The organism is Ruegeria sp. G2 (assembly GCF_056533505.1).
In genome coordinates this window covers 276,609-302,308 of sequence record NZ_JBQFON010000001.1, presented here as the reverse complement: position 1 = coordinate 302,308, position 25,700 = coordinate 276,609, and the positions used below count along the sequence as shown (strand labels likewise).

The 25,700-nt window shown below is 56.8% G+C and carries 25 protein-coding genes; 10 read left to right on the top strand and 15 right to left on the bottom strand.

Translation table 11 applies throughout. The features are described 5' to 3' along the window. Window positions 1-46 precede the first annotated feature (46 nt). The 5 genes from ACR0DU_RS01485 to ACR0DU_RS01465 form a co-directional block, all read right to left on the bottom strand. Complete coding sequence (locus ACR0DU_RS01485; RefSeq protein WP_010439402.1) at window positions 47-556, bottom strand: CarD family transcriptional regulator; 510 nt, start codon at window positions 554-556, stop codon at window positions 47-49. Between the two features lie 284 nt (window positions 557-840). Next, window positions 841-1,179, bottom strand: coding sequence for a ferredoxin FdxA (fdxA, locus tag ACR0DU_RS01480; protein WP_010439399.1), 339 nt, complete (start codon window positions 1,177-1,179; stop codon window positions 841-843). 65 nt (window positions 1,180-1,244) lie between these two features. Then, window positions 1,245-1,610, bottom strand: coding sequence for an RNA-binding S4 domain-containing protein (locus ACR0DU_RS01475; RefSeq protein WP_480872080.1), 366 nt, complete (start codon window positions 1,608-1,610; stop codon window positions 1,245-1,247). A gap of 6 nt (window positions 1,611-1,616) precedes the next feature. Beyond that, a complete protein-coding gene (locus ACR0DU_RS01470) occupies window positions 1,617-4,424 on the bottom strand; it encodes a helicase-related protein (RefSeq protein WP_480872079.1) in 2,808 nt (935 codons plus the stop codon). Between the two features lie 23 nt (window positions 4,425-4,447). Next, complete coding sequence (locus ACR0DU_RS01465; protein ID WP_480872077.1) at window positions 4,448-5,056, bottom strand: tetratricopeptide repeat protein; 609 nt, start codon at window positions 5,054-5,056, stop codon at window positions 4,448-4,450. 30 nt (window positions 5,057-5,086) lie between these two features. Here ACR0DU_RS01465 and ACR0DU_RS01460 point away from each other — a divergent pair, with 30 nt between their 5' ends. The 3 genes from ACR0DU_RS01460 (at window position 5,087) to ACR0DU_RS01450 (ending at window position 8,248) form a co-directional block, all read left to right on the top strand. After that, entirely contained in the window at window positions 5,087-5,377 is a 291-nt protein-coding gene (locus tag ACR0DU_RS01460) for an SCP2 sterol-binding domain-containing protein (protein ID WP_010439389.1), read from the top strand. Next, window positions 5,377-6,348: an alpha/beta fold hydrolase gene (locus ACR0DU_RS01455; RefSeq protein WP_480872075.1), complete on the top strand. Its 972-nt coding sequence runs from the start codon at window positions 5,377-5,379 to the stop codon at window positions 6,346-6,348. Before ACR0DU_RS01460 ends, ACR0DU_RS01455 begins: the two co-directional genes overlap by 1 nt. 79 nt (window positions 6,349-6,427) lie before the next feature. Continuing rightward, the gene (locus ACR0DU_RS01450) at window positions 6,428-8,248 is read left to right on the top strand and encodes a M3 family oligoendopeptidase (protein ID WP_480872073.1); all 1,821 of its coding nucleotides are present in this window, start codon (window positions 6,428-6,430) and stop codon (window positions 8,246-8,248) included. A gap of 30 nt (window positions 8,249-8,278) precedes the next feature. Here the strand turns inward: ACR0DU_RS01450 and ACR0DU_RS01445 are convergent, their stop codons facing one another. The 5 genes from ACR0DU_RS01445 to ACR0DU_RS01425 form a co-directional block, all read right to left on the bottom strand. Next, entirely contained in the window at window positions 8,279-9,175 is an 897-nt protein-coding gene (locus ACR0DU_RS01445) for a DMT family transporter (protein WP_480872071.1), read from the bottom strand. 15 nt (window positions 9,176-9,190) lie between these two features. Further along, window positions 9,191-9,460 carry a DksA/TraR family C4-type zinc finger protein gene (locus tag ACR0DU_RS01440; protein ID WP_010439380.1) on the bottom strand — a complete coding sequence of 90 codons (270 nt, stop codon included), beginning with the start codon at window positions 9,458-9,460 and terminating at the stop codon, window positions 9,191-9,193. Between the two features lie 56 nt (window positions 9,461-9,516). Then, a complete protein-coding gene (locus ACR0DU_RS01435; protein WP_480872069.1) occupies window positions 9,517-10,491 on the bottom strand; it encodes a Gfo/Idh/MocA family protein in 975 nt (324 codons plus the stop codon). 130 nt (window positions 10,492-10,621) lie between these two features. Beyond that, window positions 10,622-11,518, bottom strand: a complete 897-nt coding sequence (rpoH, locus tag ACR0DU_RS01430) for an RNA polymerase sigma factor RpoH (RefSeq protein WP_170469420.1) — start codon at window positions 11,516-11,518, stop codon at window positions 10,622-10,624. A gap of 147 nt (window positions 11,519-11,665) precedes the next feature. Next, the gene (locus ACR0DU_RS01425; protein WP_480872067.1) at window positions 11,666-12,700 is read right to left on the bottom strand and encodes an RluA family pseudouridine synthase; all 1,035 of its coding nucleotides are present in this window, start codon (window positions 12,698-12,700) and stop codon (window positions 11,666-11,668) included. On the opposite strand from ACR0DU_RS01425, the gene ACR0DU_RS01420 reads away from it, so the two are divergent. Continuing rightward, the gene (locus tag ACR0DU_RS01420; protein WP_010439370.1) at window positions 12,699-13,001 is read left to right on the top strand and encodes a DUF6476 family protein; all 303 of its coding nucleotides are present in this window, start codon (window positions 12,699-12,701) and stop codon (window positions 12,999-13,001) included. The genes ACR0DU_RS01425 and ACR0DU_RS01420 overlap by 2 nt on opposite strands. 8 nt (window positions 13,002-13,009) lie before the next feature. Here ACR0DU_RS01420 and ACR0DU_RS01415 read toward each other — a convergent pair whose 3' ends face one another. From ACR0DU_RS01415 to ACR0DU_RS01395, 5 genes are all read right to left on the bottom strand, one after another. After that, window positions 13,010-15,004, bottom strand: coding sequence for a hypothetical protein (locus ACR0DU_RS01415; RefSeq protein ID WP_480872066.1), 1,995 nt, complete (start codon window positions 15,002-15,004; stop codon window positions 13,010-13,012). A gap of 155 nt (window positions 15,005-15,159) precedes the next feature. Next, window positions 15,160-16,296, bottom strand: a complete 1,137-nt coding sequence (gene nagA, locus ACR0DU_RS01410; RefSeq protein WP_480872064.1) for an N-acetylglucosamine-6-phosphate deacetylase — start codon at window positions 16,294-16,296, stop codon at window positions 15,160-15,162. Beyond that, the gene (locus tag ACR0DU_RS01405; protein WP_480872062.1) at window positions 16,293-17,321 is read right to left on the bottom strand and encodes an SIS domain-containing protein; all 1,029 of its coding nucleotides are present in this window, start codon (window positions 17,319-17,321) and stop codon (window positions 16,293-16,295) included. The genes nagA and ACR0DU_RS01405 overlap by 4 nt, the downstream gene beginning before the upstream one ends. 12 nt (window positions 17,322-17,333) lie before the next feature. Next, window positions 17,334-18,089, bottom strand: a complete 756-nt coding sequence (locus ACR0DU_RS01400) for a GntR family transcriptional regulator (RefSeq protein ID WP_170469405.1) — start codon at window positions 18,087-18,089, stop codon at window positions 17,334-17,336. After that, a complete protein-coding gene (locus ACR0DU_RS01395) occupies window positions 18,076-18,963 on the bottom strand; it encodes a glucosamine kinase nucleotide-binding domain-containing protein (RefSeq protein ID WP_480872060.1) in 888 nt (295 codons plus the stop codon). Before ACR0DU_RS01395 ends, ACR0DU_RS01400 begins: the two co-directional genes overlap by 14 nt. A gap of 158 nt (window positions 18,964-19,121) precedes the next feature. On the opposite strand from ACR0DU_RS01395, the gene ACR0DU_RS01390 reads away from it, so the two are divergent. From ACR0DU_RS01390 to ACR0DU_RS01365, 6 genes are all read left to right on the top strand, one after another. Beyond that, a complete protein-coding gene (locus ACR0DU_RS01390; protein ID WP_480872058.1) occupies window positions 19,122-20,045 on the top strand; it encodes an N-acetylmuramic acid 6-phosphate etherase in 924 nt (307 codons plus the stop codon). After that, window positions 20,042-21,292 carry an ABC transporter substrate-binding protein gene (locus ACR0DU_RS01385; RefSeq protein WP_010439357.1) on the top strand — a complete coding sequence of 417 codons (1,251 nt, stop codon included), beginning with the start codon at window positions 20,042-20,044 and terminating at the stop codon, window positions 21,290-21,292. Before ACR0DU_RS01390 ends, ACR0DU_RS01385 begins: the two co-directional genes overlap by 4 nt. 67 nt (window positions 21,293-21,359) lie before the next feature. Further along, on the top strand, window positions 21,360-22,274 hold the full coding sequence (locus ACR0DU_RS01380; RefSeq protein WP_039534942.1) for a carbohydrate ABC transporter permease: 915 nt from the start codon (window positions 21,360-21,362) through the stop codon (window positions 22,272-22,274). Window positions 22,275-22,284: 10 nt separating this feature from the next. After that, window positions 22,285-23,124, top strand: coding sequence for a carbohydrate ABC transporter permease (locus ACR0DU_RS01375; protein WP_170393445.1), 840 nt, complete (start codon window positions 22,285-22,287; stop codon window positions 23,122-23,124). Beyond that, on the top strand, window positions 23,121-24,155 hold the full coding sequence (locus ACR0DU_RS01370) for a Gfo/Idh/MocA family protein (RefSeq protein WP_480872056.1): 1,035 nt from the start codon (window positions 23,121-23,123) through the stop codon (window positions 24,153-24,155). The genes ACR0DU_RS01375 and ACR0DU_RS01370 overlap by 4 nt, the downstream gene beginning before the upstream one ends. Then, a complete protein-coding gene (locus ACR0DU_RS01365; protein WP_170539088.1) occupies window positions 24,152-25,147 on the top strand; it encodes an ABC transporter ATP-binding protein in 996 nt (331 codons plus the stop codon). Before ACR0DU_RS01370 ends, ACR0DU_RS01365 begins: the two co-directional genes overlap by 4 nt. The last annotated feature ends 553 nt before the right edge of the window (window positions 25,148-25,700 follow it).

The following is a 25,700-nucleotide window of genomic DNA, read 5'->3' as shown; positions in this document are numbered from 1 at the left end:
AGCCGCCCCGATACCGGAGCGGCTTTGAAATGGGTGGTGCCTTTGATCAGGCAGCGCGCGAGGTCAGCACCTCATCCACCTGCTTGGCGGCCGAGATTTCATCTGCACCAGACACTGCAGCAACTTCGCGGGTCAGACGCTCAAGCGCGGCCTCATAAAGCTGACGTTCGGAATAGCTCTGCTCGCGTTGGTCGTCGGTGCGGTGCAGGTCACGGACCACCTCAGCGATCGAGATCAGATCACCCGAGTTGATCTTTTGCTCATACTCCTGCGCCCGACGCGACCACATGGCGCGCTTGACCTTGGCCTTGCCTTTAAGCGTTTTCATGGCCTGACTGATCACATCAGGTGAGCTGAGTGAGCGCAGACCAGATTCGGTGACCTTGTTGGTTGGCACGCGCAGCGTCATCTTGTCTTTTTCAAAGGAGATTACGAACAGCTCAAGCGAGAAGCCTGCAACCTCCTGCTCTTCGATCGATACGATCTGACCTACACCGTGAGCCGGGTAGACGACATAATCGTTCGGGCGGAACTCAAGCTTTTTCGATTTCGACATTCAGATTCATCCTTCATTACTGATCGGGATATGAGACGACAAAAAGACCACAGCCGAGGCCTTAAACGGCCCCGTCAGGCGGCTTATTTGTCATAAAATCAGAACTCCAAAGCGAGCATACTTACGGAGCACATCCCAATCACAGTCATCATTCGACCTCAAGTATATCACAAAATTGCGACACTCAAAAGACCGACCTGAGGCAAATGGGAGATTCCCTTTTTACCTCAATGTATTATAGCGCAGATTGTTGTCTAACGTACGGTTAGGGGCCGCCGAATCGGTTAACCACCTTCGCCGGGTGCTTCCGAGAAATATTTCTCCATCTTGCCTTCTTCGCCGTCGCGTTCCTCGGCCTCGGGCAAGGGGTCTTTCTTAGTCACAATCACCGGCCACATTTCCGAGTATTTCCGGTTGAACTCGACCCACTGCTCCATCCCCGGCTCGGTATCGGGGCGAATTGCGTCGGCGGGGCATTCGGGTTCGCAAACACCGCAGTCGATGCATTCGTCGGGGTGAATGACCAGTGTATTCTCACCTTCGTAGAAACAATCCACCGGACATACCTCGACACAGTCGGTGTATTTGCAGCCAATGCAGTTTTCGGTGACAACGTAGGTCATTTTGGAATTCCCGTTTGCGCTTTGGCGACTAGCTAATCCAGTCTGCCCGCCTCTTCAAGGTCAGATCACCCCTTTGGGGTGCGAGAAAGATCAAGCGCGCGCCTTTCCTTCTTGGTTGGACGACCTTTTCCTTCAAATCCGGGATTCTTGGGCGGTACATCCTGCTTTTCGGTCATATCGAAGTACAAACCATGCGCCTCGGGGGCCGGGCCACGACGCGCCCCGAGCGCCTCGATACGCACAACGCGGACGATCCGCCCCTGGGGAAAGGTTAGGACGTCCCCGGGTGCCACAGCTTGCGCCGGTTTCAGCACCCGGTTTCCGTTTAGTCTGACATGGCCGCCGCTGACCTGTTTAGCGGCCAAGCTGCGGGTCTTGAAGAACCGCGCCTGCCACAACCATTTGTCGATCCGCAGCTTGGCCTCGGCCATCGCGGATCAGTTACCGTCCTTCAGACCCATCAGCGCTGCTGCGAACGGGTTGTCGGGATCGATGGCCTTTTCCTTCTTGGGCGGCCGAGACGAGAAGGACTTGGCACCCTGAGGTTTGCCACTTTTCTTACCATGCGGCTTGCGACCATCTTGCGGCTTACCACGCGGCTTGCCTTTACCCTGCCCCTGCTCGCGACGTGGGCCACGGTTTTGCTGGCGCTGGCGACCCCAGGTGAAGGTATAGAACACCTCGACCTCGGGTTCGTCCGCAGCAGGTGTCTCGTCTGCCGTCTCGGTGCTGTCGGAGGCCTCGGCTGACGCCTCGGCGGGTGTCGCGACGTCTTCGGTCGGCGCATCTGGCGCAGAGTTATCTTCAGCGACAGGTTGCTCGGGCGCGTCTGTCGTAGTTTCGGGTGCGGTTTCGACCGGTACTGGCTTCACTTTCTCACGTTCGCCACGTTCAGCCTTGTAGCCCAGCCCCTGCATCAGGTCGGCAAACTGATCCAACGTCATACCAGTGATCGACAGCATATCAGGCTTGGCTTCGAAACCACCCCGGCTGTCCTCGGACCGCAGCATGTCGGCCAGACGTTCGAGCATGTCGATCCGGATTGAGCGTTCGCCCGCATCGCGATAACCGCACATGGTGTCATAACCCTGCGGTGCATCCTTCGCGACCGGCACGGTGACCAGACCCGGAGGCGGTGCTTCGGGGAATTCCTGCAAGCCGCTGGACAATGCCCACAGAACCAGACGCAGGCGCGTTGGTGCAGGTTTCAGCAGCAGTGGCATGAAGATGGTGAACTGACCAAATCGGATGCCGTGCTTGCGAAGCGCGCCGCGCGCGTCCTGATCCAGATCCTTGACCTCTTGCGCGACCTGCGCACGGGGCAGCACGCCAAGCGCCTCAACCATGCGGAATGCAAAGCCTTTGGCAAGACCGGTCAGTTCTTCGTCGCGCGACAGATTCAGCAGCGGCTCAAACAGCGCCGCCACTTTGCGGTCGATGAAATGCTGCAACCGGCGCTGCACTTTCTGTTCGACGTCCGGGCCTGCGGCCTCATCGACAAAAACCTCGACCACTGGCTTGAGAGGCTCGGCTCCGGCAACCAGCTTGCCGACAGCATATTCGCCCCACATCAGTCCGCCCTGATCGGTGAAATCTATTTCGGTATCGGGCGCGTTGTAGAAGCGATCGGCACGCAGATGGAATTGCGGCGCGAGTGCTTGCAAAGAGGCCGATTTCAAAGCTTTCGCCTCGGTTCCTTGCGCGCTTTTGTCCGGCGAAAACCGGAACCCTTCCAGACGACCGACGAATTCGCCTTCGACGGTCACTTCACCCTTGTCATTTACTTCGGCCAAAAGGGCCTCCTTCTGTTTGAGCCGGCGCAGCAAAACAGATGTACGCCGGTCCACAAATCGTTGGGTCAGACGGTCATGCAGAGCGTCCGACAGCCTGTCTTCTACAGTGCGCGTCTCATCACGCCAATGGGATTCGTCACGCACCCAACTGTTTCGTTGCGCAACATATGTCCAAGTGCGAATATATGCCAACCTTTTGGACAGCGCATCAATATCTCCGTCCGTACGGTCTATGCGGCGGATTTGCCGCGCCATGAAATCGTCAGGAATGGATCCGCGCTCATGCAGGTGGCCATAGATCACTTCGAGCAGGCTGGCATGTTCGGCGTGGCTTATACCGCGAAAATCGGGGATTCGGCATACATCCCACAGCAATCGTACCGATGGTCCATCGCTGGCGCGGGCGACAACTTCGGTGACTTGGGACAAAGATTTCAGAACGTTCAGGTCGTCGGCGGGCCGCGCCTTGATCAGGTGCTCATTGTCGGGGCTGATCTCGAGCGAGTCGATCAATGCCTCGATCGAGCCAAACCGCAAAGCGGCATTCCGCCAGTTCAGCTTCTTCATCGGCGTGAACCGGCTGTCCATAATGGCTTGGGCCACGCCCTCCTCCAGCGGAGGGGCTTCACCAGTTACACCAAAAGTGCCATCCGACATACCTCGCCCGGCCCGCCCTGCGATCTGGGCCAGTTCGTTGGGAGCCAAAGGCCGCATTCGGCGGCCATCAAACTTGGTCAGGGATGAAAACGCCACATGATTCACATCCAAGTTCAACCCCATGCCGATGGCATCGGTGGCCACCAGATAATCAACCTCGCCGTTCTGGTAGAGGTCAACCTGCGCATTCCGCGTGCGAGGGCTGAGCGCCCCCATGACCACCGCCGCCCCGCCCTTCTGACGACGCAGCAATTCCGCGATGGCGTAGACATTGTCGACCGAGAACCCGACAATCGCGCTGCGCGAGGGCATTCGGCTGATCTTTTTGCTTCCAGAATAGACCAGTTGAGACATCCGCTCGCGCCGGACAAACTGCGCCTCGGGAACAAGCGCGGCAATCGCACCCCGCATGGTGTCAGAGCCGAGGAACAACGTCTCATTCGTTCCACGCGAGCGCAGTAGACGGTCGGTAAAAACATGGCCGCGTTCAGGGTCGGCACAGAGCTGGATTTCGTCGATAGCAACGAAATCGGCGCCCATTCCTTCGGGCATCGCCTCGACCGTGCAGACCCAATATTGCGCCCGCGGCGGCACGATACGTTCCTCGCCCGTCACCAGCGCCACGACCGAATGACCGCGAATGGCAACGATCTTGTCATAAACCTCGCGCGCCAACAGACGCAGGGGCAAGCCGATCACACCTGTCCGGTACCCCAGCATACGTTCAATCGCGTAATGGGTTTTACCTGTGTTCGTTGGGCCAAGTACGGCCACGATTCGGGATGACCCGCTCACCTTCGCCCCCTGCGCCCTGAGACTTACAGCGCCTTGCCTTCAACCTGAGGCTTCAGCCGATTCACGGCATTGGTTACTTCTTCATGATAGGGATGTATAGCCAATGCACGCGAATAGGCCTCGAACGCCTGCTCGGGCTTACCTACAATCTCGAAGATCAGCCCAAGGCCATAGATAGCCTCATAATTGTTTGGGTTAAGGGTCAAAGCGTGTTCAAGATCAGCAGCTGCCATACCAAACCGCTCCATGCCGAAAAAAGCCGATGCACGCACGTGCCAGCCTTCGGCGAATTCAGGTGCGTGATCAGTGAGCGCTGTCAGATGGTCCAGAGCAGCCTCGACATCGCCATCATCCAACGCCTCTCGCCCGCGCTCAAGCAGCAAATCAGCCGAGGCCGAACCGGATTGTGACCACAGCGCCTGCAATTGCCGATCCAAACCGATGGCCTGCTCGGGCGTCGATTGCGCCAGTTGCTCTAACAACGCCGCCTCGTCGCGCGAATCCGCCTCTTGCGCAGTGCAAGTGGTGGAAAACGTGACTATGACGGCAAGTGCCGCGACGGTACGTTTGAGATTGGTGATTGCAATACCCATAACAATGGTCAGTGTAGCGTTGCGACCGGGGATGTCCATTCACGGCGCATGAACAATATGAGGAAGACCATGAGCGATATTCTGGAAAAAGCCGCGGCGGCATTGAATGAGAAACTGTCGGGCGGCGATTTCGACGCATCAGCAAAGTTCGCCATCGCCGATCTGGGATCTATCATCCTGGATGCAAGCGGTGCGCGCGTCAGCGATGATGAGGCTGATGTGACCCTCAGCGCCGACGCGGATACGTTTGAACAGATCCTCAGCGGTGATCTGAACCCGACAGGCGCGTTCATGTCCGGCAAGCTGAGCGTTGACGGAGACATGGGAATCGCCATGAAACTCGCCTCGGTGCTGGCCTGATGGAGTTTTCGCCGGCCCCCTTATTCGAAGACGTGGCCGGCGGCCCTGTTGGTGGAGTGGCCCATTGGCTGACCACCGAAGACGGCAAACGCATCCGCGTGGCACATTGGCTGCCCGAAGGCGATGCGCGCGGCACGGTGATGCTATTCCCCGGTCGTACGGAATATATCGAAAAATACGGTGATACCGCCAAAGAGTTCGTGAGCAGGGGATTTGCCTGTCTTTCTGTTGACTGGCGCGGACAAGGTCTGGCGGATCGTTTGCTGGATGATCCGAGAATCGGCCATGTCGAACAATTCACCGATTACCAGCATGACGTTCGATCCACCTTGGCACTCGCCACGCAACTGGATTTACCCAAACCCTGGTTTGTGATCGGCCACTCGATGGGTGGCGCAATTGGGTTGCGCGCGGTTCTGGAAGGGGATGACTTCGCGGCTTGTGCCTTCACGGGGCCGATGTGGGGTATCTTCTTTACACCGGTCATGAAACCGCTCAGCCAGTTGACCGCCTATTGGGGGCCGCGTCTGGGATTGGGAGAGAAAAAGCCGCCCACAACTTCGCTTGAAAGCTATGTGGTGTCGCAACCTTTCGAAGGAAACGTGCTGACGCGCGATCCAGCGATGTACCGAACGATGCAGGACCAGTTGGCCGCGCATCCCGAGCTGGCTTTGGGTGCCCCGTCCACCATCTGGCTGCGCGAGGCGCTGGATGAATGCACCTGGCTGATGGAACAGACCGCGCCCGACATCCCTGCCCTGACCTTCTTGGGTAGTCACGAACAGATTGTGGATCGCAAAGCGATCCGAGCCCGGATGGCCGACTGGCCCAGTGGTACTCTGGTCGAGATCCCCGACGGCGAACACGAAGTTCTGATGGAGGCACCCGAGGTGCGCGAGCCGGTCTTTGATCAACTGGCTGCACATTTCGCGGCAGCCGCGGCGAAACCAAAACCCGAGCCCTGTCATTAAGGCCCAAGCCGACAGCTTGCTTGTGATCCGGACGTGCCGCGCCTAAATGTTTGCCAACGCAGTTTATTCGAGGTGTTCCATGCGCGACCTTCCCTTCCCCGTCCGTGATGCAAATGCAAGTGGCGGTGCCGATGATCTGGGCAATTTGCCGGAATGGGATCTGACGGACCTCTACGCCTCGGAAGATGCACCTGAACTGGCCCGCGATCTGGACTGGCTGGAAGGCGAATGTGCGTCCTTTGCCGCAGATTATGAGGGCAAGCTGGCCGATCTGGACGCTACTGGCCTGTTGACTTGCGTGCTGCGCAACGAAAAGATCAACGCCATCGCTGGGCGGATCATGTCCTTTGCTGGATTGCGCTATTACCAACTGACCACCGACGCGGATCGCGCCAAGTTCCTGTCGGACATGCAGGAAAAGATCACCGTTTTCACCACTCCGCTGGTGTTTTTCACGTTGGAACTGAACCGCATCGACGATGACGTGCTGGCCGCGCATTTCGCCGCCAATTCTGATCTGGCGCGATACGAACCTGTGTTCCGTCGCATCCGTGCGATGAAACCGTATCAGCTGTCCGACGAGCTTGAGAAATTTCTGCACGACCTCGGCGTTGTCGGTGACGCGTGGGAACGCCTGTTCGACGAAACAATCGCGGGCCTGACCTTCACCGTAGATGGTGAAGAGCTGAATATCGAAGGTACGCTGAACCTACTGACCGAGCAGGATCGCGCCAAGCGTGAAGCCGCAGCGCGAGAGCTTGCAAGCATTTTCCAAAGCAACATCAAAACCTTCGCGCGCGTTCATAACACGCAAGCCAAGGAAAAAGAGATCGTCGACCGCTGGCGCAAAATGCCATCTGCCCAGACCGGTCGTCACCTGTCGAACGATGTCGAACCCGAAGTGGTCGAAGCCCTGCGCGAGGCCGTTGTGGCCGCCTACCCCAAGCTGAGCCATCGTTACTACGAACTGAAACGCAAATGGCTTGGTCTGGACGTGATGCAAGTCTGGGATCGTAACGCGCCGCTGCCGATGGAAGACACCCGGATCGTTGACTGGGCCGAGGCCGAGAAGACGGTGATGGATGCCTATAACGCCTTTGATCCTCGAATGGGTGAGATCGCAGCCCCCTTCTTCTCGAAGGGTTGGATCGACGCGGCGGTGAAGCCCGGCAAAGCGCCCGGCGCCTTTGCGCATCCCACCGTGACCGAGGTTCATCCCTACGTGATGCTCAACTATCTGGGCAAACCGCGCGATGTGATGACCTTGGCGCATGAATTGGGCCACGGCGTACATCAGGTATTGGCCGCCGATCAGGGTGAGATGCTGTCTTCGACTCCACTGACCTTGGCCGAAACTGCCTCGGTCTTTGGTGAAATGCTCACTTTCCGAAAAATGCTGGATCAAGCCGAGACCCCAGAACAGCGCAAAGTGCTGCTGGCGGGTAAGGTCGAAGACATGATCAACACGGTCGTCCGTCAGATCGCCTTCTACGACTTCGAATGCAAGCTGCACGCCGCCCGCCGCGAAGGTGAACTGACCCCGGACGACATCAACGCTCTTTGGATGAGCGTTCAGGCCGAAAGCCTTGGCCCCGCATTCGAATTCATGGACGGGTACGAGACCTTCTGGGCCTATATCCCGCACTTTGTCCACTCGCCATTCTATGTCTACGCCTACGCCTTCGGCGACGGCCTCGTGAACGCGCTCTATTCGGTCTACGAAAGCGGTGCGGACGGGTTCGAAGACAAATACTTCGAGATGCTACGAGCCGGTGGTTCCAAACACCATAAGGAGTTGCTTGCCCCGTTCGGCTTGGACGCCAGCGACCCGGAATTCTGGGGCAAAGGATTGTCAATGATCTCAGGCTTCATTGACGAACTTGAGGCGATGGAAAGTTAAGGAACTGGGGGCAGTCAACCTTGGCTGCCCTTAATCGTCTTGGGCTTTTTTCATAGTGGTCAGAAAAATGGCAGCCACGATCAAGACTGCCCCGATAACAGCAAGCGGCGTTATAGATGCCCCCAAAAACAACGCCGAATTGATGAACGTGAATACAACTGAGGCAGCGAACATCAGCGTTGCCGTCAACGTCGAAACCCGCGCCGCTGCTTCATACCAAAGGTAGTACGCCAGCGCTGTCGGCAATGCGCCCAGCAGCAACAGGAAGACCAAGTCGTTCGCCGTCGGCATCTGTAGCGAAAACGCCGCCAATGGCACCAAAAGAACACCGGAGCACAGAAATATACCGAACAGGAAATTCAACCGCTCACCAGTCGTTTCTGACATCTGCATAGCCCGGCTGCTTGAAATCAGAAAAACCGCCCAGCTTAGACCCGCGCCAATTTCCAGTACGTCCCCGAACAAGGGTTCTCCACCCCCTTGAAAATCCTGATAAACTGTTAGAAAAACACCAAATATTGCAAGCAGCGTTGCAAGTACTTCAGTACGTCCAACAGGCGTATCCGCGAAGAAGTACAAAAAGATCAGCACAAAAACCGGCGCGGTGTTTTCCAGCACCATCGCATTGGCAGCACCGGTGTGTTCAAGTCCTATGTGGAAAAGGATGTAGTTTACCACCGTAGACAGGACCGCCAGTCGGAAGTTCCAATCTCCCAACTGGATTGAGGTTCGGATACCCATCAGGCGCAACATACAAAAGATCGCGAGTGCGGCAATGAACAAGCGCGATACTGCAATCTGCAACCCGCCGAGATCGCTGGTCAAGTAACGCACAATGACACTGTGCGTTCCCCAAAGAAATGCCGCCAGAAAACCAAGGATCACCCCATTGTGCAGCAACGATGATCTCTGCGGCTGATCCTTCACCGGGTGCTCCTCGCGTTATTTCAGCTGACTGTCTTTCGAACCTCGCCGATTGATCCCGCCGCGGGTCTTGAAGCTGCTGTCACGCTCTTGCTGGCAGTCTAGGCACAACTTTACGCCTGGCAAAGCAAGGCGGCGTTTTTCGGGGATCGGTTCCTCGCATTCGGCGCAATGGGTCAGGCTTTCGCCCACAGGTCGCTTTTGCGCCTGCATCCGCGCCAGCTCATCCGAAATCGACGCTTCGATCTGTTCACTCACCGCGCCATCGCGCGCCCAACCGCCCGCCATTTGACCCTCCTGATCCGGTCGGGACAGGATACGCGAGACACCAAGGGCGTGGCAAGCTAGAGCGATACAGCTGTATCAAAGACCTGATCGATAACCTCTTGCGTGCCCCGCACGAATTCCAACGGACAGGGGTAGTCAGCCCGATCGCGGACTGAGCGGCAGAATGCCTCGACCTGCAGCTTATAGTGATCGTCCCCTGGAAAGCGCGTCACCTGTACCACAAGCCCAGGGCGGTGCAACTCGACCCTTGCTTCGCCAAATACACGCGCATTGAAAGGCGCGGTCAGACGGATCAAACCACCTTCGCCGTGAAACACCATCTCCTGATGCGGATGCATTCGGGTCGAGACGTAGGCGGAGTAGGTAAAGTCGGGAAACTGCGCGCGAATTTCGGTGAAGACGTCCACGTCATTCTCCCATCTGATCGCACCGCTGACCGAGATCGGCTCTTGCCCCGTCGCATAGCGTGCGCCGCCGATCACATACACCCCGATATCGCGCAGCCCACCCCCGCCGGTTTCTGCGCGGTTGCGAATGTTGGCAGTATCCGCCCGGTTGTCATAGCTGAACGCGCCGCTGACATGGACCAGCTTCCCGATTGCTCCGTCGGCGATCATATTGCGGGTCAATTGCCACTGCGGATGATGTACGATCATGTAAGCTTCGGCGGCCAGCAATCCGGTCTGATCCCGCTTGGCAATCAGAGTTTCAAACTCATCAGCCCGCATGGTCATCGGCTTTTCGCATAAAAAATGCTTGCCCGCATCCAGCGCCTTCAGGCTCCATTCGACATGCAGATGATTAGGTAATGGGATGTAGACAGCTTCGATCCCCGGATCAGCCAACAGCGTGTCATAGCTATGGAAAACGCTGATATCGGGGCAAAACTGTTGAAATGGCGCTGCTTTGGTCGGATCGGACGTGGCCAGCCCAGCAAGGCGAGCACCATCAGCGGCGTGGATAGCTGGCCCCATGTGCTGAAGCGCAAATTTCGAAGCCCCTAATATGCCCCATTGAACCGGCTTTTGCATGATCACCATCTCCTCGCGATGTTAGCGCCACCAATCATTAGCAGCGAAGGACAGGACTGTCATACCCCTTGGGCAAGAAAAAACCGGCCTGACGTGGATCAGACCGGTTGGCGCTTCGAATGCGAGCGGCTCAACTTGAACTCAACATGCCCTTCTCGCGCGCAAGCTCTCGCATCTTCTTCTGCAACTTCTCAAATGCACGCACTTCGATCTGACGAATGCGTTCACGGCTTACATTGTATTGCGTGCTCAATTCCTCAAGCGTGACAGCCTGATCCATCAGCCGGCGTTGGGTCAGAATATCTTTTTCACGATCATTCAAGACGTCTAAAGCAGCGGCAAGCAGCTCGCGCCGGGCTTCCAGTTCATCGCGCGCCTCATAGTCGCCAGCCTGATCAGCATCTTCATCCTCTAGCCAATCCTGCCATTGCATTGTGCCTTCGCCTTCGGACCCGACGGTCGCGTTCAGCGAGGCATCACCACCGGACATCCGGCGGTTCATGCTGATCACTTCATCTTCTGTCACACCGAGGTCTTCAGCGATCTTGGCCACGTTTTCAGGGCGCAGATCGCCCTCTTCCAACGCGCCAATACGCGCCTTCGCCTTGCGCAAATTGAAGAACAATTTCTTCTGTGCCGAAGTTGTGCCCAGCTTCACCATCGACCACGACCGCAGGACGTATTCCTGAATCGAAGCGCGGATCCACCACATGGCATAGGTCGCCAAACGGAATCCCTTTTCAGGGTCGAATTTCTTGACCGCCTGCATCAGGCCCACATTGGCCTCGGAAATCACCTCGGCCTGCGGCAAACCATAGCCGCGATATCCCATCGCGATCTTGGCCGCCAAACGCAGGTGTGACGTGACCATTTTGTGCGCTGCCTCGGTATCCTGCTCCTCGACCCAGCGCTTGGCCAGCATGTACTCTTCCTCTGGCTCCAGCAGAGGAAACTTACGAATCTCCTGCATATAGCGGTTCAGTCCACCTTCAGGTGTCGGTGCTGGAAGATTTGAATAATTTGCCATTTATTTCTGCCCCTTGGACAAATGTTTAAGCCCTTAACATGGGATATGGGTGCCAGACCCGATACATTCAAGAGGATCTAATACAAGTCTGGGATTAACCCTATGTAAAGGAAAGCTGAAATTGCGAATTTCACAAGCCTTTGCAGATTATTTCAGCGGCTTTCTCAGGTTTTCCAACAGCATTGACATATCCTGCGGCAACGGCACCTCAAATCGCAGCATTTCGCTGGAAACTGGGTGCTCGAACCCAAGCACCGCTGCGTGCAGCGCTTGACGCGGGAATGCTCGCACAGCTTCAATCGCCTCGGGTGCGAACGCACGCGCTGCCAGTTTGCGTTTGCCACCATAAACCGGGTCTCCGACAAGGCCATGGCCAGCGTGTGCCATATGGACACGGATTTGATGTGTCCTGCCCGTCTCGAGCCAGCATTCGACTAACGATAGGCCACCGGGCGACCCGAATACCTCGACAATCCGCGCTCGTGTCACCGCATGCCGACCACCGTGAAACAGCACGGCCTGCTTTTGCCGATCCATTTTGTGTCGCGCCAGCTGAGTCGTCAGACGCATAATGTTGCCGGGCTCAAAGCTAACGCCCTTTATCCCACGCAATCGGGGATCGTTGGCGTCGGGCACGCCATAACAAATGGCGCGGTAGTAGCGCTCGACGCTATGCGCCTCGAACTGGGCCGCCAGCCCATGATGCGCCACATCCGATTTGGCCACGACCAACAGGCCACTGGTTTCCTTGTCGATCCGATGTACGATTCCTGGGCGTTTGACACCGCCGACTCCTGATAGCTCTTCGCCGCAATGATGAAGCAGCGCATTGACCAGCGTGCCGTTCGGAGAGCCCGGTGCCGGATGCACCACCATACCAGCGGCCTTGTTGATCACGATCAGATCGTCATCCTCATAGACAACTTCCAGAGGGATATCCTCGGGGCCGATATGGCTGTCTTCGGCCTCAGCCACTGTAATCCCGATCTGTGCATCTTCGGAAATTTTGGCCTTGGGGTCTTTTATGACCGCTCCATCGACGGTGACTGCCCCCTCGCTGATCAATCGTGTCAGTCGGGTACGCGACAGGTTCTCTTCCGCTGGCACATCCCGCGCAAGCGCCTTATCAAGGCGGGGCGGCGGAGCGGCCGCGATTTGAAACTCTATCAGGCGAGTGCCCATGACTGTCCCTTCCGAACCTCAGGAACCGCAGGAAACACCGCAGCTTCGACTGCTGCGGCGTATGGTCATGCTGTTGACCGCGGTTATGATTGGCGGGGTTCTAGTAACATTCGCCCTGATTGTCATCCGCCTATCCGATCGCACACCCAAGCTGCCCGATCAGATCGAGTTACCTGACGGAGCAAAGGCCCAAGCATTGACCATCGGCAACAATTGGTATGCGGTCGTGACCGAAGACAACCGTATTATGATCTTTGACAAGACAACCGGAAAACTGCGGCAAGAGATTGCGCTGGACTAGGGCCGCGTCTACTCCGAAAGCCTGTTCAACTGATTGGTAAACCGCTTGTAGGGCGGATAAAGATCGCGCGCTTTCTCAAGATACGGTCGCGCCTTTTTCTTGTTTCCACGTCGCATGTGGATCTGACCCGCCATACCCTGAATGGCGACACTGACTTCATCCTGATCAGCGGCTTGCAAGATCAGCTTCTCGCCCTGTCCGATCTGACCCGTCCGCTTCAGCAAACGGCCCATTGCGTACAGAAGAAATGGGCTTTCGGGGTCGCAGGCCAACGCCTCGGCCATTGTTTTTTGGGCGGCGTCGGCATCGCCCTCCGCTTCATAAAGCTCGGCCAGTCGTTTCTGATAAAGTGTGTTTTCCGGCATTTCGGCTACGATCTGACGTGTTCTGTCGATGGCCTGGGCGCCGGAGACCTCGCCCAGATGCTTTTTTAATACCACCTGCGCGCTCTGCAATCGCGGGTCGTCTGCGGGTATGTCAGGCAGTTCGTCCAATGCTGAGCTCAATGCTTCCAGCCTCTTACGCTGATCAAACAGACGTCTTGCGCGTTGATCCAGCGCCAGTTCCGCCCAATCCAGCAGAACGAAATCAAAGTTGCACGGCCGCCATGATACCACTTTGTGCTGAACCAGATACAGGTTGTTGAACGGCGGAAAGCGGCGCTGGCGTACCATGCGCTGTAGCGACCAGTCGACCGGCGGCAGCAGTCGATGTGCCAGATGTGACCGGTACAACATTCTGGACCCCAGCACTACAACATCCGGCCGTAATGGCTTGGCCCAGAACGCTTTTGCGAAATGCCGTGTCGCCGCCCAGCGTTTGCCCTGCACACCCAGAATGGCGCCACGCAAGGCGCACATAACTGCATAATCTTCGGGCCAGAGATGCGGATTCTCCAACCCCTCACGGGCAAGCGTCTCGCTTTCCTGCCACTTGGACAGGTAAAAACAATTCAGTGATTGCAGCAACGGCATAAAGGCGTTGTCGGCCCCAGTGTCTAGGATGGGTTTGGCACTTTCATACGCCTCTTCACAGCGATCCCGAGCCGATAGATATTGCGCCGCTTTTGCATAGATATGCGCAGCCTCCGATGGGTTCAGAAACTCTGCTGGTCCTTGCGCGACCCGCTCGATGACGCGCTCATTCGCCCCTTGCAATTCCTCCTCAGTCAATACATCGCGAAACACCTTGCGCTGCTGCCCCGATATCCGCGCCGCTGCCATCGAAAAGGCCGAAATATAAGGTGCAATCACCTGATCCGCCCGCGACATTGCGTAGAGTTCCAGAAAGTCTCGTTGCGCTCGTGTCAGACCCGACAACTCAGCAATGTCCGACATTTGCATAAGCTGCGGAAACCGCTGCTTAAACCGTACGATCAACTCGGGCTGATCTGAGAACATGATCGCCGTCTGGCCCCTGGATTTTTCCAGATGGGCCTCATAAAACTCTTCGGGCTCGATCTTGGCGGGCCAGGTTGAGTGTTTCCACGGCAATCCATTCAAGATATCGCCACGACGGATGTGATAGGCAGAAACCCCCTGCCCTGAAAGTTTTTCATCCGCCCGATCCATGATCTGACGAACCTTATCGACGAACCCAACACCGCGGATGAAATCGCGATAACGGGGGCGGATGGCTTCGATATCCTCCCAAGGGAACGCCAACACCTCAAACCCTTCTTCGACCAGTACCGAACGGCCCGAGGCTAAATGGTCCATCAACCGCTCTGGCGATGGGTCGTTCTGGAAAGCCCAAATCGGCAGAGCGGTCTCATTCAGTGCGTCGAACTCTGGCTGATTAAGAAAATGCGCATCCATCCAATCAGTAGTGAACAGCTCCTCGGGCTGATCCAGTTCCGGTGCGTCCGCGCCCTGTGGGAACCAGTTCACGCGGTAGTCGGTCTCAAAATCTTCAGCCAGACGAATACAGGTCAGGATCATCAACAGGCGCGCGCCCATACGATCCTTGCGCTGCCCAATGAAAACGCCTCGCTTCTGGGTCATGGCAAAATCTGGGCAGCCGCCCTCATGTCGATTTTGCCAATATCTTGAAACATTAGGACATTCCCAAACCGTGTTTGCCTAACGTCTTACACAACCGCAGCGGCTGCGGCGAGATGCGAAATCTGTGGTGTCATGAGTTTCGCCAAAAATGGCGTTCAACCTGCAACAACCGGTCGGGCCTGTGACAGATCCGGGGAAATTCGAATGGCCTGCGTGAGCGTGCTCAGATCAGAGATGGCTCTTTGCGAGATGATATCTCCGGGAATGCGCGTTGCCGCTGCCAAGGCATCGGGCAGTGATATTCCAACTTTTGTCGTCAACACACGCAAGGCAGTGGTCAGATCAAGATCAGCCCCAGCCAGTGTTCCGTCCTGCAAGGTTAGCCTGCCGTTTTCTCGTTGGATGATACGCCCTTCCAACTTGAACTCTGTCAAGTCTGTCCCAGCGACGGCCATCGCATCACTGACCAGAAACAGGCGGCCCGGCCCCTGCTTGGCGGCGAAGGCCGCGCGCATTGTCTCTGGGTGAACATGAATCGCGTCTGCAATCAGACCTGCGGACATTGCACCTTGGGAAAGGACGGCGCCAACGAGGCCGGGTTCGCGGTTGCCCAATTGGCTCATGGCGTTGAACAGATGCGTCGCACAATGCGCGCCTGCCTTAACGTAAGCCACACAGGTTTCAAACGCAGCATCACTGTGCCCCATTGAGACGATGACTCCCGCTTTGGTAAGCGTTTCGACCTGAGCCGTCGTGACACTTTCGGGTGCAATCGTGACCATAAGCGCAGGCAGCACCTTTGCTGCATCTAACAGTTGCTGAAGATCGGCACCTTCCATGGGCCTGATCAGTGCAGCGTCATGCGCGCCTTTGCGACGCACGGACAGGTGCGGGCCCTCAAGGTGCAGTCCTGAAATCCCGTGCACCCCCTGTTTGATGGCCTGCGTTGCGGCCGCAATCGCGGCTCTGGTCTTTTCAGGTGTATCCGTAATCAACGTCGGCAAGATAGATGTCGCCCCAAGTTGGCGATGTGCCCCTGCGATACGCCGCAGTGTTTCGACTGACGGATCATCATTGAACATGACACCTCCGCCGCCATTGACCTGCAAATCTACGTAACCAGGGCTGAGAATGTCACCCGACAGGTTCTCGATCACTTCACCCGCAGACAGCTGAGATTCGGGCAAGATGCAATCCAACCTCCCGCCGACGAAGCGGGCCGCGTGCCCTTCTACCAGCATTTCGCCGTCGAAAATCGGCCCTCCGGCGAAGGTGATCGTCGCAGCGGTCATACCGTTTCCGTCACTTTCCGCAGGTGGCGTGGTGCATCAGGGTTGATACCGCGCCGCGTGGCTACTGCCTCGACCATACCGTAGAAAGACGCAATCGAGGCGACCGGGTCCGTCATCCAGTGCGATGTGCGCACATGCGGCAGCGACGCAGCATCAGCTACCTTGTTGGTTGTCGCAAAGACCTTTGCCCCTTTGCCCGCAAGCGCATCTGCAACCTCGGCAATATTGGCCTCGGCCGCATCACCTGAGGCGAAGGCAATCACTGGAAACCCCTGATCGACAATCGAAACCGGACCATGCAATACCTCGGCCGAGGAATAACTTTCCGCGTGAATCTGGCAGGTTTCCTTGAATTTCAGAGCCGCCTCATTCGAAATTGCCCAGGACATGCCACGCCCAAGCGTGAACAGTGATTGGCCATCAACGGCGTCTACGACAGCCCCCCAATCGCATGTGATGGCGCGCGACAAAACATCCGGCAGTTTGTGGATCGAAGACAGCAATTCCTCATCGCCCTTGACCTCGGCCAACAACCAAAGCCCGGCAACCATAGAGGTGACGAACGTTTTGGTGGCAGCCACGCTCAGTTCAGCGCCTGCGTGGATCGAAAGAGCCGAAGAGGCGACCTTGGCCAAGGCCGATCCCGTATCATTGGTAATTGCAACCGAGTATGATCCGCCTTCAGTCAGGGATTTTGTCAATTGAACGATGTCTGGGCTTTGGCCCGATTGTGACACCGAGATACACAGAGCGCCGGGGCAGCGCATGTCTACCCCGTAAATCGATTTGACGCTCGGCCCGACCGACGCTATGGGCAGGCCCAGCAGCAGTTCAGACGCGTATTTCAGATAGCTGCAGGCATGATCCGATGATCCGCGTGCGACTGAGATCAGGAAATTAGGATCATGCTCGCGGATCGCGCCAGCAGTCGCGGAGATCGCCCTGGCACCTTCGGTTAAAAGTCGATCAACGGCAAAGGGTATCTCGTTGATTTCCCGCCGCATTTGAGTTTTTTCGGTGGACATATGTCCCGCCTTTCAGGTTGATAGACGCAGCTCTGCCACAAAATCGTAGGCATCGCCGTGATAGATGGATCGGGTGAGTTCGGCGACGCGCCCGCTTTCGAGGTATGAGGTACGCTGAATGCGCAGCCCCGCTGTACCCTCTGCAACGTCAAGCAAGCGTGCCTCGGTGGCTTCAAGGTTGATGGCCGAGATCTTTTGGATCGCGCGCACCGGACGGTTCCCGGATCTTTCCAGGAACGCATACAAGGACCCAGTGACTTCGGTCGGGTTGGGCAGGATATCCAGCGGCAAAGCTGCGCGCTCTAACGCCATTGGCCGTCCTCCAGCAGCGCGCAAACGATGAATTCGGGCGACCTGATCATTGGTCGAAAGCCCTAGTGCCAACATCTCGTCCGGAGAAGGCAGAAACACCCCGCGCTCCAACCAGGTCGAGGTTGTTTCAAAACCACGTCGCTCCATATCCTCGGTAAATGAGGTCAGGTGAGACAATGATTGCTCAACCCGTGCAACAGGCTGACGCACGAATGAGCCTGAACCCTGCCTCTGTTCAATCGCACCTTTGCGCACCAATTCCTGAATCGCCTTTCGCACCGTGACGCGCGACAGGTCCGTGAGCTCAGCGATCTCGCGTTCGGGTGGAAGTGAACTGTTCGGGGCTAGAATTCCCTCTTCTATCCCCTGCTCCAACCGATGGCGCAATTGCACATAACGCGGACCAGCGGTCTGACCCAGCCATCCTTCGGGTTTCAGGAAGTCAGCAACGCTCATGTTCGATCTCCTCATGAAACGCACGGGCCAGCGCGATTGCACCGGCCAATGGATCGCCCAGTGGTTCAGTCAGGTCCTGCTGCATGATCTCCGAGAGGTAAGGCGCGTATTGCGGACCGATCCCTCCGGTCAGACAAATCGATAGACCGGGCTTCCAGCCCATCGCCTCGATCTGATCCGCCAGATATCGTGCACCGGCCTCCATGATAGCGCGCGCAAGCGCATCCCCCTGCTCAGCGCTAAGCGTGACTACAGGGGCCAGCGCACCAAACTCGGTGGGCGTCATCATGGATGCAGCCCCTACAATCCCGGCGGCACCATCAAAGCGTGCCAAAAGACCATTCGCCATCTCGGAGCTCGGCGCGATGCCATCGACACATTCGAGAGTGCGCGCCAAAGCCTGTCGGCCAACCCATTGCGCCGAAGCTTGATCCCCTAATACCGGCCCCCAGCCACCGGCCAAGCGAATCTGACCATCTCTCTGTGACGCGAGAAACGACCCCGTACCACAATGCGCCACGAAACCATCTTTCGACCCAAGCGCACCCCTCAATGCGGAGGGCCTGTCGTCTTCAATTCGGGCGCGTTCGAACGGCAGCCTCGCTGCGAGTCGCTCTGCCAGCGTTTTGCCAGTGACCCCAGCCAACCCTAAATAGGCCGACGTCCCTGCAATCTGTGCGCCATTTAATCCGGCTTGCTTGGCCAGATCCGCAATACCGCGATTCAGCTCGGCACAAGCTGCTTCGAAATCGGTCGAGACGTTCGCAGCCCCCACCTCAATTTGGCGAGCAACAGAGCCATCAGAAACAGCGATACGACAACGCGTACCACCGCCATCTACAGCGAGCACTATGGTATCAGCAAGACGACTCATGAAAATACCTTTATAATACCTATTGAAGTTTTTGAAGACCCAATTGCGACCAAATTGCAGAATTATGGCTGAAATTCTGAAACATATCGACACAAAAAGAAAATGGTAGACTAATGGTATCTAAAAGGTATGATGTCCAGAACTGAGGGGAGAATCACGTGGCCACGCCAGTAACGGAACAACTGCACAAGGATGCGATCGGGCTAGACGCGCGCCCTTTGACCGAAGTTGCCGAGTTGCTAGCCCTATCTCAGTCTGAGGCCGCGACCACTCCGCTCACCTCGCTCACCCCCATTTGCACCGGAGCAAAAGCAATGGCGCAAACGATCCGCACGGGCGGGGTCTTGCATTATCTCGCGGCGGGGTCATCTGGCCTGATGGCCGCTTCGGATGCGCTGGAACTCGGCGGAACTTATTCAATACCTCCAAGCCAAATACGCATTCATATGGCAGGTGGCATGCCAACGGGTGTCGAAATGCCCGGAGATACTGAAGATGCGACCAGCACTCTTGCTCGTGATCTTGTGGATCTGTCCCCCAAAGACACTTTGATCACTGTTTCTGCCAGCGGTACGACGCCGTATACCGTTGCCGCAGCCCAGATCGCGCGCGACAAGGGTGCCCCTATCGTCGGGATCGCGAATAACGGCGATACCGAACTGTTGCGGCTGTCTGATCACCCCATTCTGCTTTCCACACCGCCCGAGCTGGTATCGGGTTCGACCCGCATGGGGGCAGGCACGGCACAAAAAATCGCGCTGAACATGCTGTCGACCCTGATGGCAATGGAGTTGGGGCATATTCAGGACGGCATGATGATCAATCTGCGTGCTGATAATGATAAGCTCCGCGCCCGCGCCAAAGGGATTGTTTGTCAACTGGCCGGCGTTGACCCCGAACAAGCAGAAACAGCATTGATGACGGCCAGCGGCAATCTGAAATGCGCCGCCTTGCTTGCAGCAGGGGTCCCGACACTGGGCGAGGCACAGGCCATGTTGCACGACGCGAATGATCACCTCCGCCCCGCGCTGGAGCGGATTAAGCAAAACCAAGAAACCATCAACCTGGGAGAAACCAAATGACACGCAAAGTTCTGAGCCTTGCTCTGATGAGTACGGCCTTGGTCACAAGCGCCTATGCGCAGGAGGCCACCCTGACAATCGAAAGCTGGCGCAATGACGATCTGGCTCTGTGGCAGGAAAAAATCATTCCGGCTTTTGAAGCCGAGCACCCCGACATCAAAGTGATTTTCTCGCCCTCTGCCCCTGCGGAATACAACGCCGTTCTGAATTCGAAGCTCGAGGCCGGATCGGCTGGTGATCTAATCACCTGCCGTCCGTTTGATGCGTCGCTCGCGCTTTATGAAGACGGCCACCTGACGGATTTGTCCGATCTGGACGCTATGGGCAATTTCTCCGACGTCGCCAAATCTGCCTGGCAAACCGATGATGGATCGGCCAGCTTCTGCGTCCCGATGGCGTCGGTGATTCACGGCTTCATCTACAACAAGGATGCGTTCAACGAGCTGGGCATCGAAGTTCCTACCACCGAGGCTGAATTCTTTGCCGCCCTCGACAAGATCAAGGAAGACGGCACCTATATCCCGATGGCGATGGGCACCAATGATCAGTGGGAAGCCGCCACAATGGGCTATAACAACATCGGCCCGAACTACTGGAAAGGTGAAGAAGGCCGTCAAGCGCTGATCAAAGGCGAGCAAAAGCTGACCGATCCCCAGTGGGTTGCCCCATATGCGACACTGGCCAAATGGGCGGACTATCTGGGCGACGGGTATGAAGCGCAAACCTATCCCGACAGCCAGAACCTGTTCACGCTGGGTCGTGCAGCGGTCTATCCAGCAGGCAGCTGGGAAATCTCGGGCTTCAACACGCAGGCCGATTTTGAAATGGGCGCCTTTAAGCCGCCGGTCCAGAACGCAGGCGACACTTGCTATATTTCGGACCACACCGATATCGGCATCGGCATGAACGCGGCGAGCGAAAACCAAGAAGCTGCGCGCACCTTCCTGGCTTGGGTCGCAAGCCCCGAGTTTGCCAGCATATTCGGTAACGCCCTACCCGGTTTCTTCCCGCTATCCAGCACTCCGGTCGAGTTGGAAGATCCACTGGCCAAAGAAATCGTTGGCTGGCGCGAGGAGTGCGAAAGCACGATCCGTTCGACCTACCAAATCCTGTCACGCGGCACGCCGAACCTCGAAAACGAGACTTGGGGTGCATCCGTTGCAGCCATCAAGGGTGCCGAGACACCCGAAGCGCTGGGTCAGCAACTGCAAGACGGTCTGGCCAGCTGGTACGCACCGCATCAGTAACACCTAGGCCACTCACACCGGACGCGGCCACCGCGTCGCGTCCGGACCTTTTTCCCCGGAGATTCCCATGCAGACCCGCCGCATACGCTGGCACATTGCCGTTTTCCTCGCCCCTGCGGTGCTGGTCTATACGGCGGTGATGATCTTCCCCTTGTTCAACACTCTGCGCCTCGCACTGTTCACCGAGGTTGATCAGACACGTATCTACGTGGGCCTGCAGAATTTCCGCACCCTGTTCTTCGATCCAATCTGGTCCGAGCAGTTCTGGAACGCTTTGGGCAACAACTTCTGGTTCTTCCTGATCCACATGCTGGTGCAGAACCCCATCGGTATCGCTCTGGCGGCACTACTTTCGCATCCCCGCCTGCGGTTTGCGGCACTCTACCGGTCAGCGATTTTCATTCCGACCATTCTGAGCTTTGTCATTGTCGGCTTCGCGTGGAAACTAATCTTGTCCCCGCTTTGGGGCATTGCACCTTCGATGCTGGACGCCGTTGGTCTTAAGTCTCTGTTTGCACCATGGCTAGGCAAGGAAGAATACGCGCTGACGACGCTGGCACTTGTCTCGGTCTGGCAATTCGTCGGCATCCCGATGATGTTGATCTATGCCGCCCTGCTGTCGATACCCGAAGAGATCCTCGAGGCCGGAGAAATAGACGGCATCACCGGAGCCTCGGCATTCTGGAAGATCAAACTGCCGTTGATCATTCCTTCAATCGGGATCATCTCAATCCTGACTTTTGTAGGCAATTTCAATGCCTTCGACCTGATCTACGTCTCGCAAGGTGCGCTGGCGGGGCCGGATTTCTCAACCGATATCCTGGGCACCTTCATGTACCGCACCTTCTTTGGCTTCCAGCTGCAACTGGGCGACCCGCATATGGGCTCCGCCATCGCTGGCGCCATGTTTGCCATCATCCTTGTGGGTGTCTGCATCTATCTCTTCGGCATCCAAACTCGGATGCGCCGGTATCAGCTGTGAGGATCGCCGGATGAACAAAGCACGCCATAACCCGCTGAACACGGCCGCCATGCATGGGGCGCTGATCCTCTACACGTTAATCGCCCTCTTCCCGGTCTTTGTGATCATCATCAACAGCTTCAAAACCCGACGCTCGATTTTCCGCGAACCACTCGCCCTGCCCGATGCCGAAAGCTTCTCGCTGATCGGCTACCAGACGGTTATGAAACAAGGGGATTTCTTCCTCTACTTCCAGAACTCGCTGATCGTGACAGTGGTGTCGCTGGCCTTCGTCCTACTGTTCGGCGCCATGGCAGCTTTTGCGCTGAGCGAGTACAAGTTCAAAGGCAACACCCTGATGGGCCTCTATCTGGCACTTGGGATCATGATCCCGATCCGCATCGGCACCGTTGCGATACTTGAGATGATGGTTGCTACAGGGTTGGTGAACACCCTCTGGGCACTAATCCTTGTCTACACCGCACAGGGCCTGCCCCTAGCCGTGTTCATCCTGTCCGAATTCATGCGACAGGTTTCGGACGATCTAAAAAACGCGGGCCGCGTCGACGGCCTATCGGAATATACCATCTTCTTCCGACTGGTTCTTCCGCTCGTCCGCCCTGCCATGGCGACCGTCGCCGTGTTCAACATGATCCCCATCTGGAACGACCTCTGGTTCCCGCTGATCCTCGCACCGGCCGAGGAAACCAAAACTCTGACGCTGGGCAGTCAGGTCTTCATCGGTCAGTTCGTCACCGACTGGAACGCGGTTCTGTCGGCGCTCAGCATGGCGATCCTGCCGGTGCTGGTGCTCTACGTCATCTTCTCACGCCAACTGATCCGCGGCATCACTTCAGGAGCTGTCAAATGACCAAAGTTCTGATCGCTGGCCTCGGCAATATGGGGCTGAGCCACGCGCTAGCCCACCACCATCACCCGGACGCGCAGATCGTGGGATTGGTGAACCGTTCCGGTCACGTGGACCATCCCGATCTGTCAGGCTATCCGGCCTATTCAGACTTTCAGGCAGCTCTGACTGAGACCAACCCTGATCTGGTGGTCGTCGCCACCTATTCTGACAGCCATGCTGATTACGCCTGCAAAGCGATGGAGGCCGGAGCGCATGTCTTCGTTGAAAAACCACTCGCGACGACTGTGGCTGATGCCAAACGCGTTGTAGCGAAAGCCATTGAAACCAAATGCAAACTGGTCATCGGCTACATCCTGCGCCATCACCCCTCATGGATGCGCCTGATTTCCGAGGCGCGCGACCTGGGTGGGCCGTACGTGTTCCGCCTGAACCTCAACCAACAAAGCAGCGGGGCCGAGTGGGAGACGCATAAGGCCCTGATGCAGACCACCTCGCCCATCGTCGATTGCGGTGTGCATTATGTCGACGTGATGTGTCAGATCACAGACTCCGACCCCGTGCGAGTCCATGGCATGGGTCTGCGCCTAAGCGATGAGATCGCCGAAGACATGTACAATTACGGCCAGTTTCAGGTGATCTTCGAGGACGGCTCGGTAGGCTGGTACGAGGCTGGCTGGGGCCCGATGATGTCCGAAACCGCGTTCTTCGTGAAAGACATCGTCTCGCCCAACGGATCAGTCTCGATAACCGACGGAAACAAGGGCGCATCCGCCGATATCGACGGGCACACCAAGGTCGGCGGTATTCTGGTACACCGCCCTGACGGCGATCAGACAATCGACATGCCGGATGAACCCGGCCATCAGGAGCTCTGCGATGCCGAACAAGCCTATATGCTGCGCGCGATTGCTGAAGACATCGACCTGACCCGCCACATGAACGACGCCGTGCAATCGCTGGCCATCTGTCTGGCTGCCGATACAAGTATCCGCACCGGCCAACCAATTTCGCTGAAAGAGGCAAACATATGACCGCCCTGACGCTAACGAACGTGAACAAGTCCTTCGGCTCCGTCGAAGTCCTTAAGGATATCAACATCGAAGTCGAAGACGGAGAATTCGTCGTCTTCGTTGGACCTTCGGGCTGTGGCAAATCCACTCTGCTGCGCGTGATTGCGGGGCTCGAAGATGTGACCTCGGGCGAGGTTCGCATCGGCGGAGAACTTATGAACCTAACCCCGCCCTCCAAACGCGGCATCGCGATGGTGTTCCAAAGCTATGCGCTCTACCCCCATCTAAACGTGCGCAAAAATATGTCTTTGGCGCTGAAACAGGAAGGTCAGAGCAAGCAGGTCATCGAAGAACGGGTCACCAAGGCCAGCAAGATGCTGAACCTTGAGCCCTATATCGACCGTTACCCCTCTGAGCTATCCGGCGGACAACGCCAACGCGTCGCTATCGGCCGCGCCATTGTGCGCGAACCCAAACTGTTCCTGTTCGACGAGCCTTTGTCCAATTTGGACGCCGCCCTGCGCATGAATACGCGGCTTGAGATCGCCAATCTGCATCAGCAGCTTGATGCTTCAATGATCTACGTTACCCACGACCAGACGGAGGCGATGACCCTAGCGGATAAGATCGTCGTCCTACGCGACGGGCGCGTTGAGCAAGTCGGCAGCCCAATGGAGCTGTACAACAATCCCGCCAACCAGTTCGTCGCAGGTTTCCTCGGCGCGCCCTCGATGAATTTCTTCCCCGCCAGCGTGATCGGCGACAGCGCGGACACGACACTGGGAATACGCCCCGAAGACCTATACCTGACCGATGAGGGCCCCCTGACCGCGAACGTGACTCATGTCGAGCATCTGGGCGGAGACACCAACGTGATCGCGATGATGCAAGACCATCAGATCACCGCGCGCTTATTCGGCCAACATCAGGTTAATGCAGGTGAATCTGTACATTTCGGCTATGCTCAGGATCGAACCTATCGCTTCAACCCACAGGGCGCCCGTCTCACCTGACAATATCGGGTAAAGATTTTAGGATTTTGGTGCGGTCGAGATGTATTGAAAACTTAAACACGCCTGTTTCCGGACTCCTCGAAAAACCAGAAGAATAATTTTAAAACAACATAATGAGGCTTCCAGTAGTCTCTAAATGGATCACTGTGTCTCACAGTAAAAGTTGGACCTTGGGGTGGACCAATTCTAGCAGTCAACAAGCTGTTATCTTTGCAAGTGAAGAACACTCAAACCGGCTAGTACTTGGATGGCGAGAACCTCTGGCTGCCAAAAAGGTCAGTGATGCTGGCAAGTAGTTGCTTCGGGTCCATGTCTACAGGCGTCGCAGAGAGATGGGTTTGGGCGCTCTGTCAGCCATAGCTCTGAAGATTCACGCCAAGAAGCAGAGAAATGGCGACCCGTAGCCCGTCAAGGCAAAAACCCGATCAAAGAACAAGAACGGATACACCGGTAAGCTGCTTAGACCGATCACGCTTTGACCGTGGTCGCGAAAGAAACCTTCAGGAAATTAGAGAGAGGCGAATACGCCAGATCTCGCATCAGATCAAATTTC

Excerpts from the sequence above, each read along its gene's own strand:
- ACR0DU_RS01485 (WP_010439402.1), bottom strand. The coding sequence starts at position 556 with ATGTCGAAATCGAAAAAGCTTGAGTTCCGCCCGAACGATTATGTCGTC.
- fdxA (WP_010439399.1), bottom strand. The coding sequence starts at position 1,179 with ATGACCTACGTTGTCACCGAAAACTGCATTGGCTGCAAATACACCGAC.
- ACR0DU_RS01475 (WP_480872080.1), bottom strand. The coding sequence starts at position 1,610 with ATGGCCGAGGCCAAGCTGCGGATCGACAAATGGTTGTGGCAGGCGCGG.
- ACR0DU_RS01465 (WP_480872077.1), bottom strand. The coding sequence starts at position 5,056 with ATGGACATCCCCGGTCGCAACGCTACACTGACCATTGTTATGGGTATT.
- ACR0DU_RS01460 (WP_010439389.1), top strand. The coding sequence starts at position 5,087 with ATGAGCGATATTCTGGAAAAAGCCGCGGCGGCATTGAATGAGAAACTG.
- ACR0DU_RS01455 (WP_480872075.1), top strand. The coding sequence starts at position 5,377 with ATGGAGTTTTCGCCGGCCCCCTTATTCGAAGACGTGGCCGGCGGCCCT.
- ACR0DU_RS01450 (WP_480872073.1), top strand. The coding sequence starts at position 6,428 with ATGCGCGACCTTCCCTTCCCCGTCCGTGATGCAAATGCAAGTGGCGGT.
- ACR0DU_RS01440 (WP_010439380.1), bottom strand. The coding sequence starts at position 9,460 with ATGGCGGGCGGTTGGGCGCGCGATGGCGCGGTGAGTGAACAGATCGAA.
- ACR0DU_RS01435 (WP_480872069.1), bottom strand. The coding sequence starts at position 10,491 with ATGCAAAAGCCGGTTCAATGGGGCATATTAGGGGCTTCGAAATTTGCG.
- rpoH (WP_170469420.1), bottom strand. The coding sequence starts at position 11,518 with ATGGCAAATTATTCAAATCTTCCAGCACCGACACCTGAAGGTGGACTG.
- ACR0DU_RS01420 (WP_010439370.1), top strand. The coding sequence starts at position 12,699 with ATGACTGTCCCTTCCGAACCTCAGGAACCGCAGGAAACACCGCAGCTT.
- ACR0DU_RS01425 (WP_480872067.1), bottom strand. The coding sequence starts at position 12,700 with ATGGGCACTCGCCTGATAGAGTTTCAAATCGCGGCCGCTCCGCCGCCC.
- ACR0DU_RS01415 (WP_480872066.1), bottom strand. The coding sequence starts at position 15,004 with ATGACCCAGAAGCGAGGCGTTTTCATTGGGCAGCGCAAGGATCGTATG.
- nagA (WP_480872064.1), bottom strand. The coding sequence starts at position 16,296 with ATGACCGCTGCGACGATCACCTTCGCCGGAGGGCCGATTTTCGACGGC.
- ACR0DU_RS01405 (WP_480872062.1), bottom strand. The coding sequence starts at position 17,321 with ATGTCCACCGAAAAAACTCAAATGCGGCGGGAAATCAACGAGATACCC.
- ACR0DU_RS01400 (WP_170469405.1), bottom strand. The coding sequence starts at position 18,089 with ATGAGCGTTGCTGACTTCCTGAAACCCGAAGGATGGCTGGGTCAGACC.
- ACR0DU_RS01395 (WP_480872060.1), bottom strand. The coding sequence starts at position 18,963 with ATGAGTCGTCTTGCTGATACCATAGTGCTCGCTGTAGATGGCGGTGGT.
- ACR0DU_RS01385 (WP_010439357.1), top strand. The coding sequence starts at position 20,042 with ATGACACGCAAAGTTCTGAGCCTTGCTCTGATGAGTACGGCCTTGGTC.
- ACR0DU_RS01380 (WP_039534942.1), top strand. The coding sequence starts at position 21,360 with ATGCAGACCCGCCGCATACGCTGGCACATTGCCGTTTTCCTCGCCCCT.
- ACR0DU_RS01375 (WP_170393445.1), top strand. The coding sequence starts at position 22,285 with ATGAACAAAGCACGCCATAACCCGCTGAACACGGCCGCCATGCATGGG.
- ACR0DU_RS01370 (WP_480872056.1), top strand. The coding sequence starts at position 23,121 with ATGACCAAAGTTCTGATCGCTGGCCTCGGCAATATGGGGCTGAGCCAC.
- ACR0DU_RS01365 (WP_170539088.1), top strand. The coding sequence starts at position 24,152 with ATGACCGCCCTGACGCTAACGAACGTGAACAAGTCCTTCGGCTCCGTC.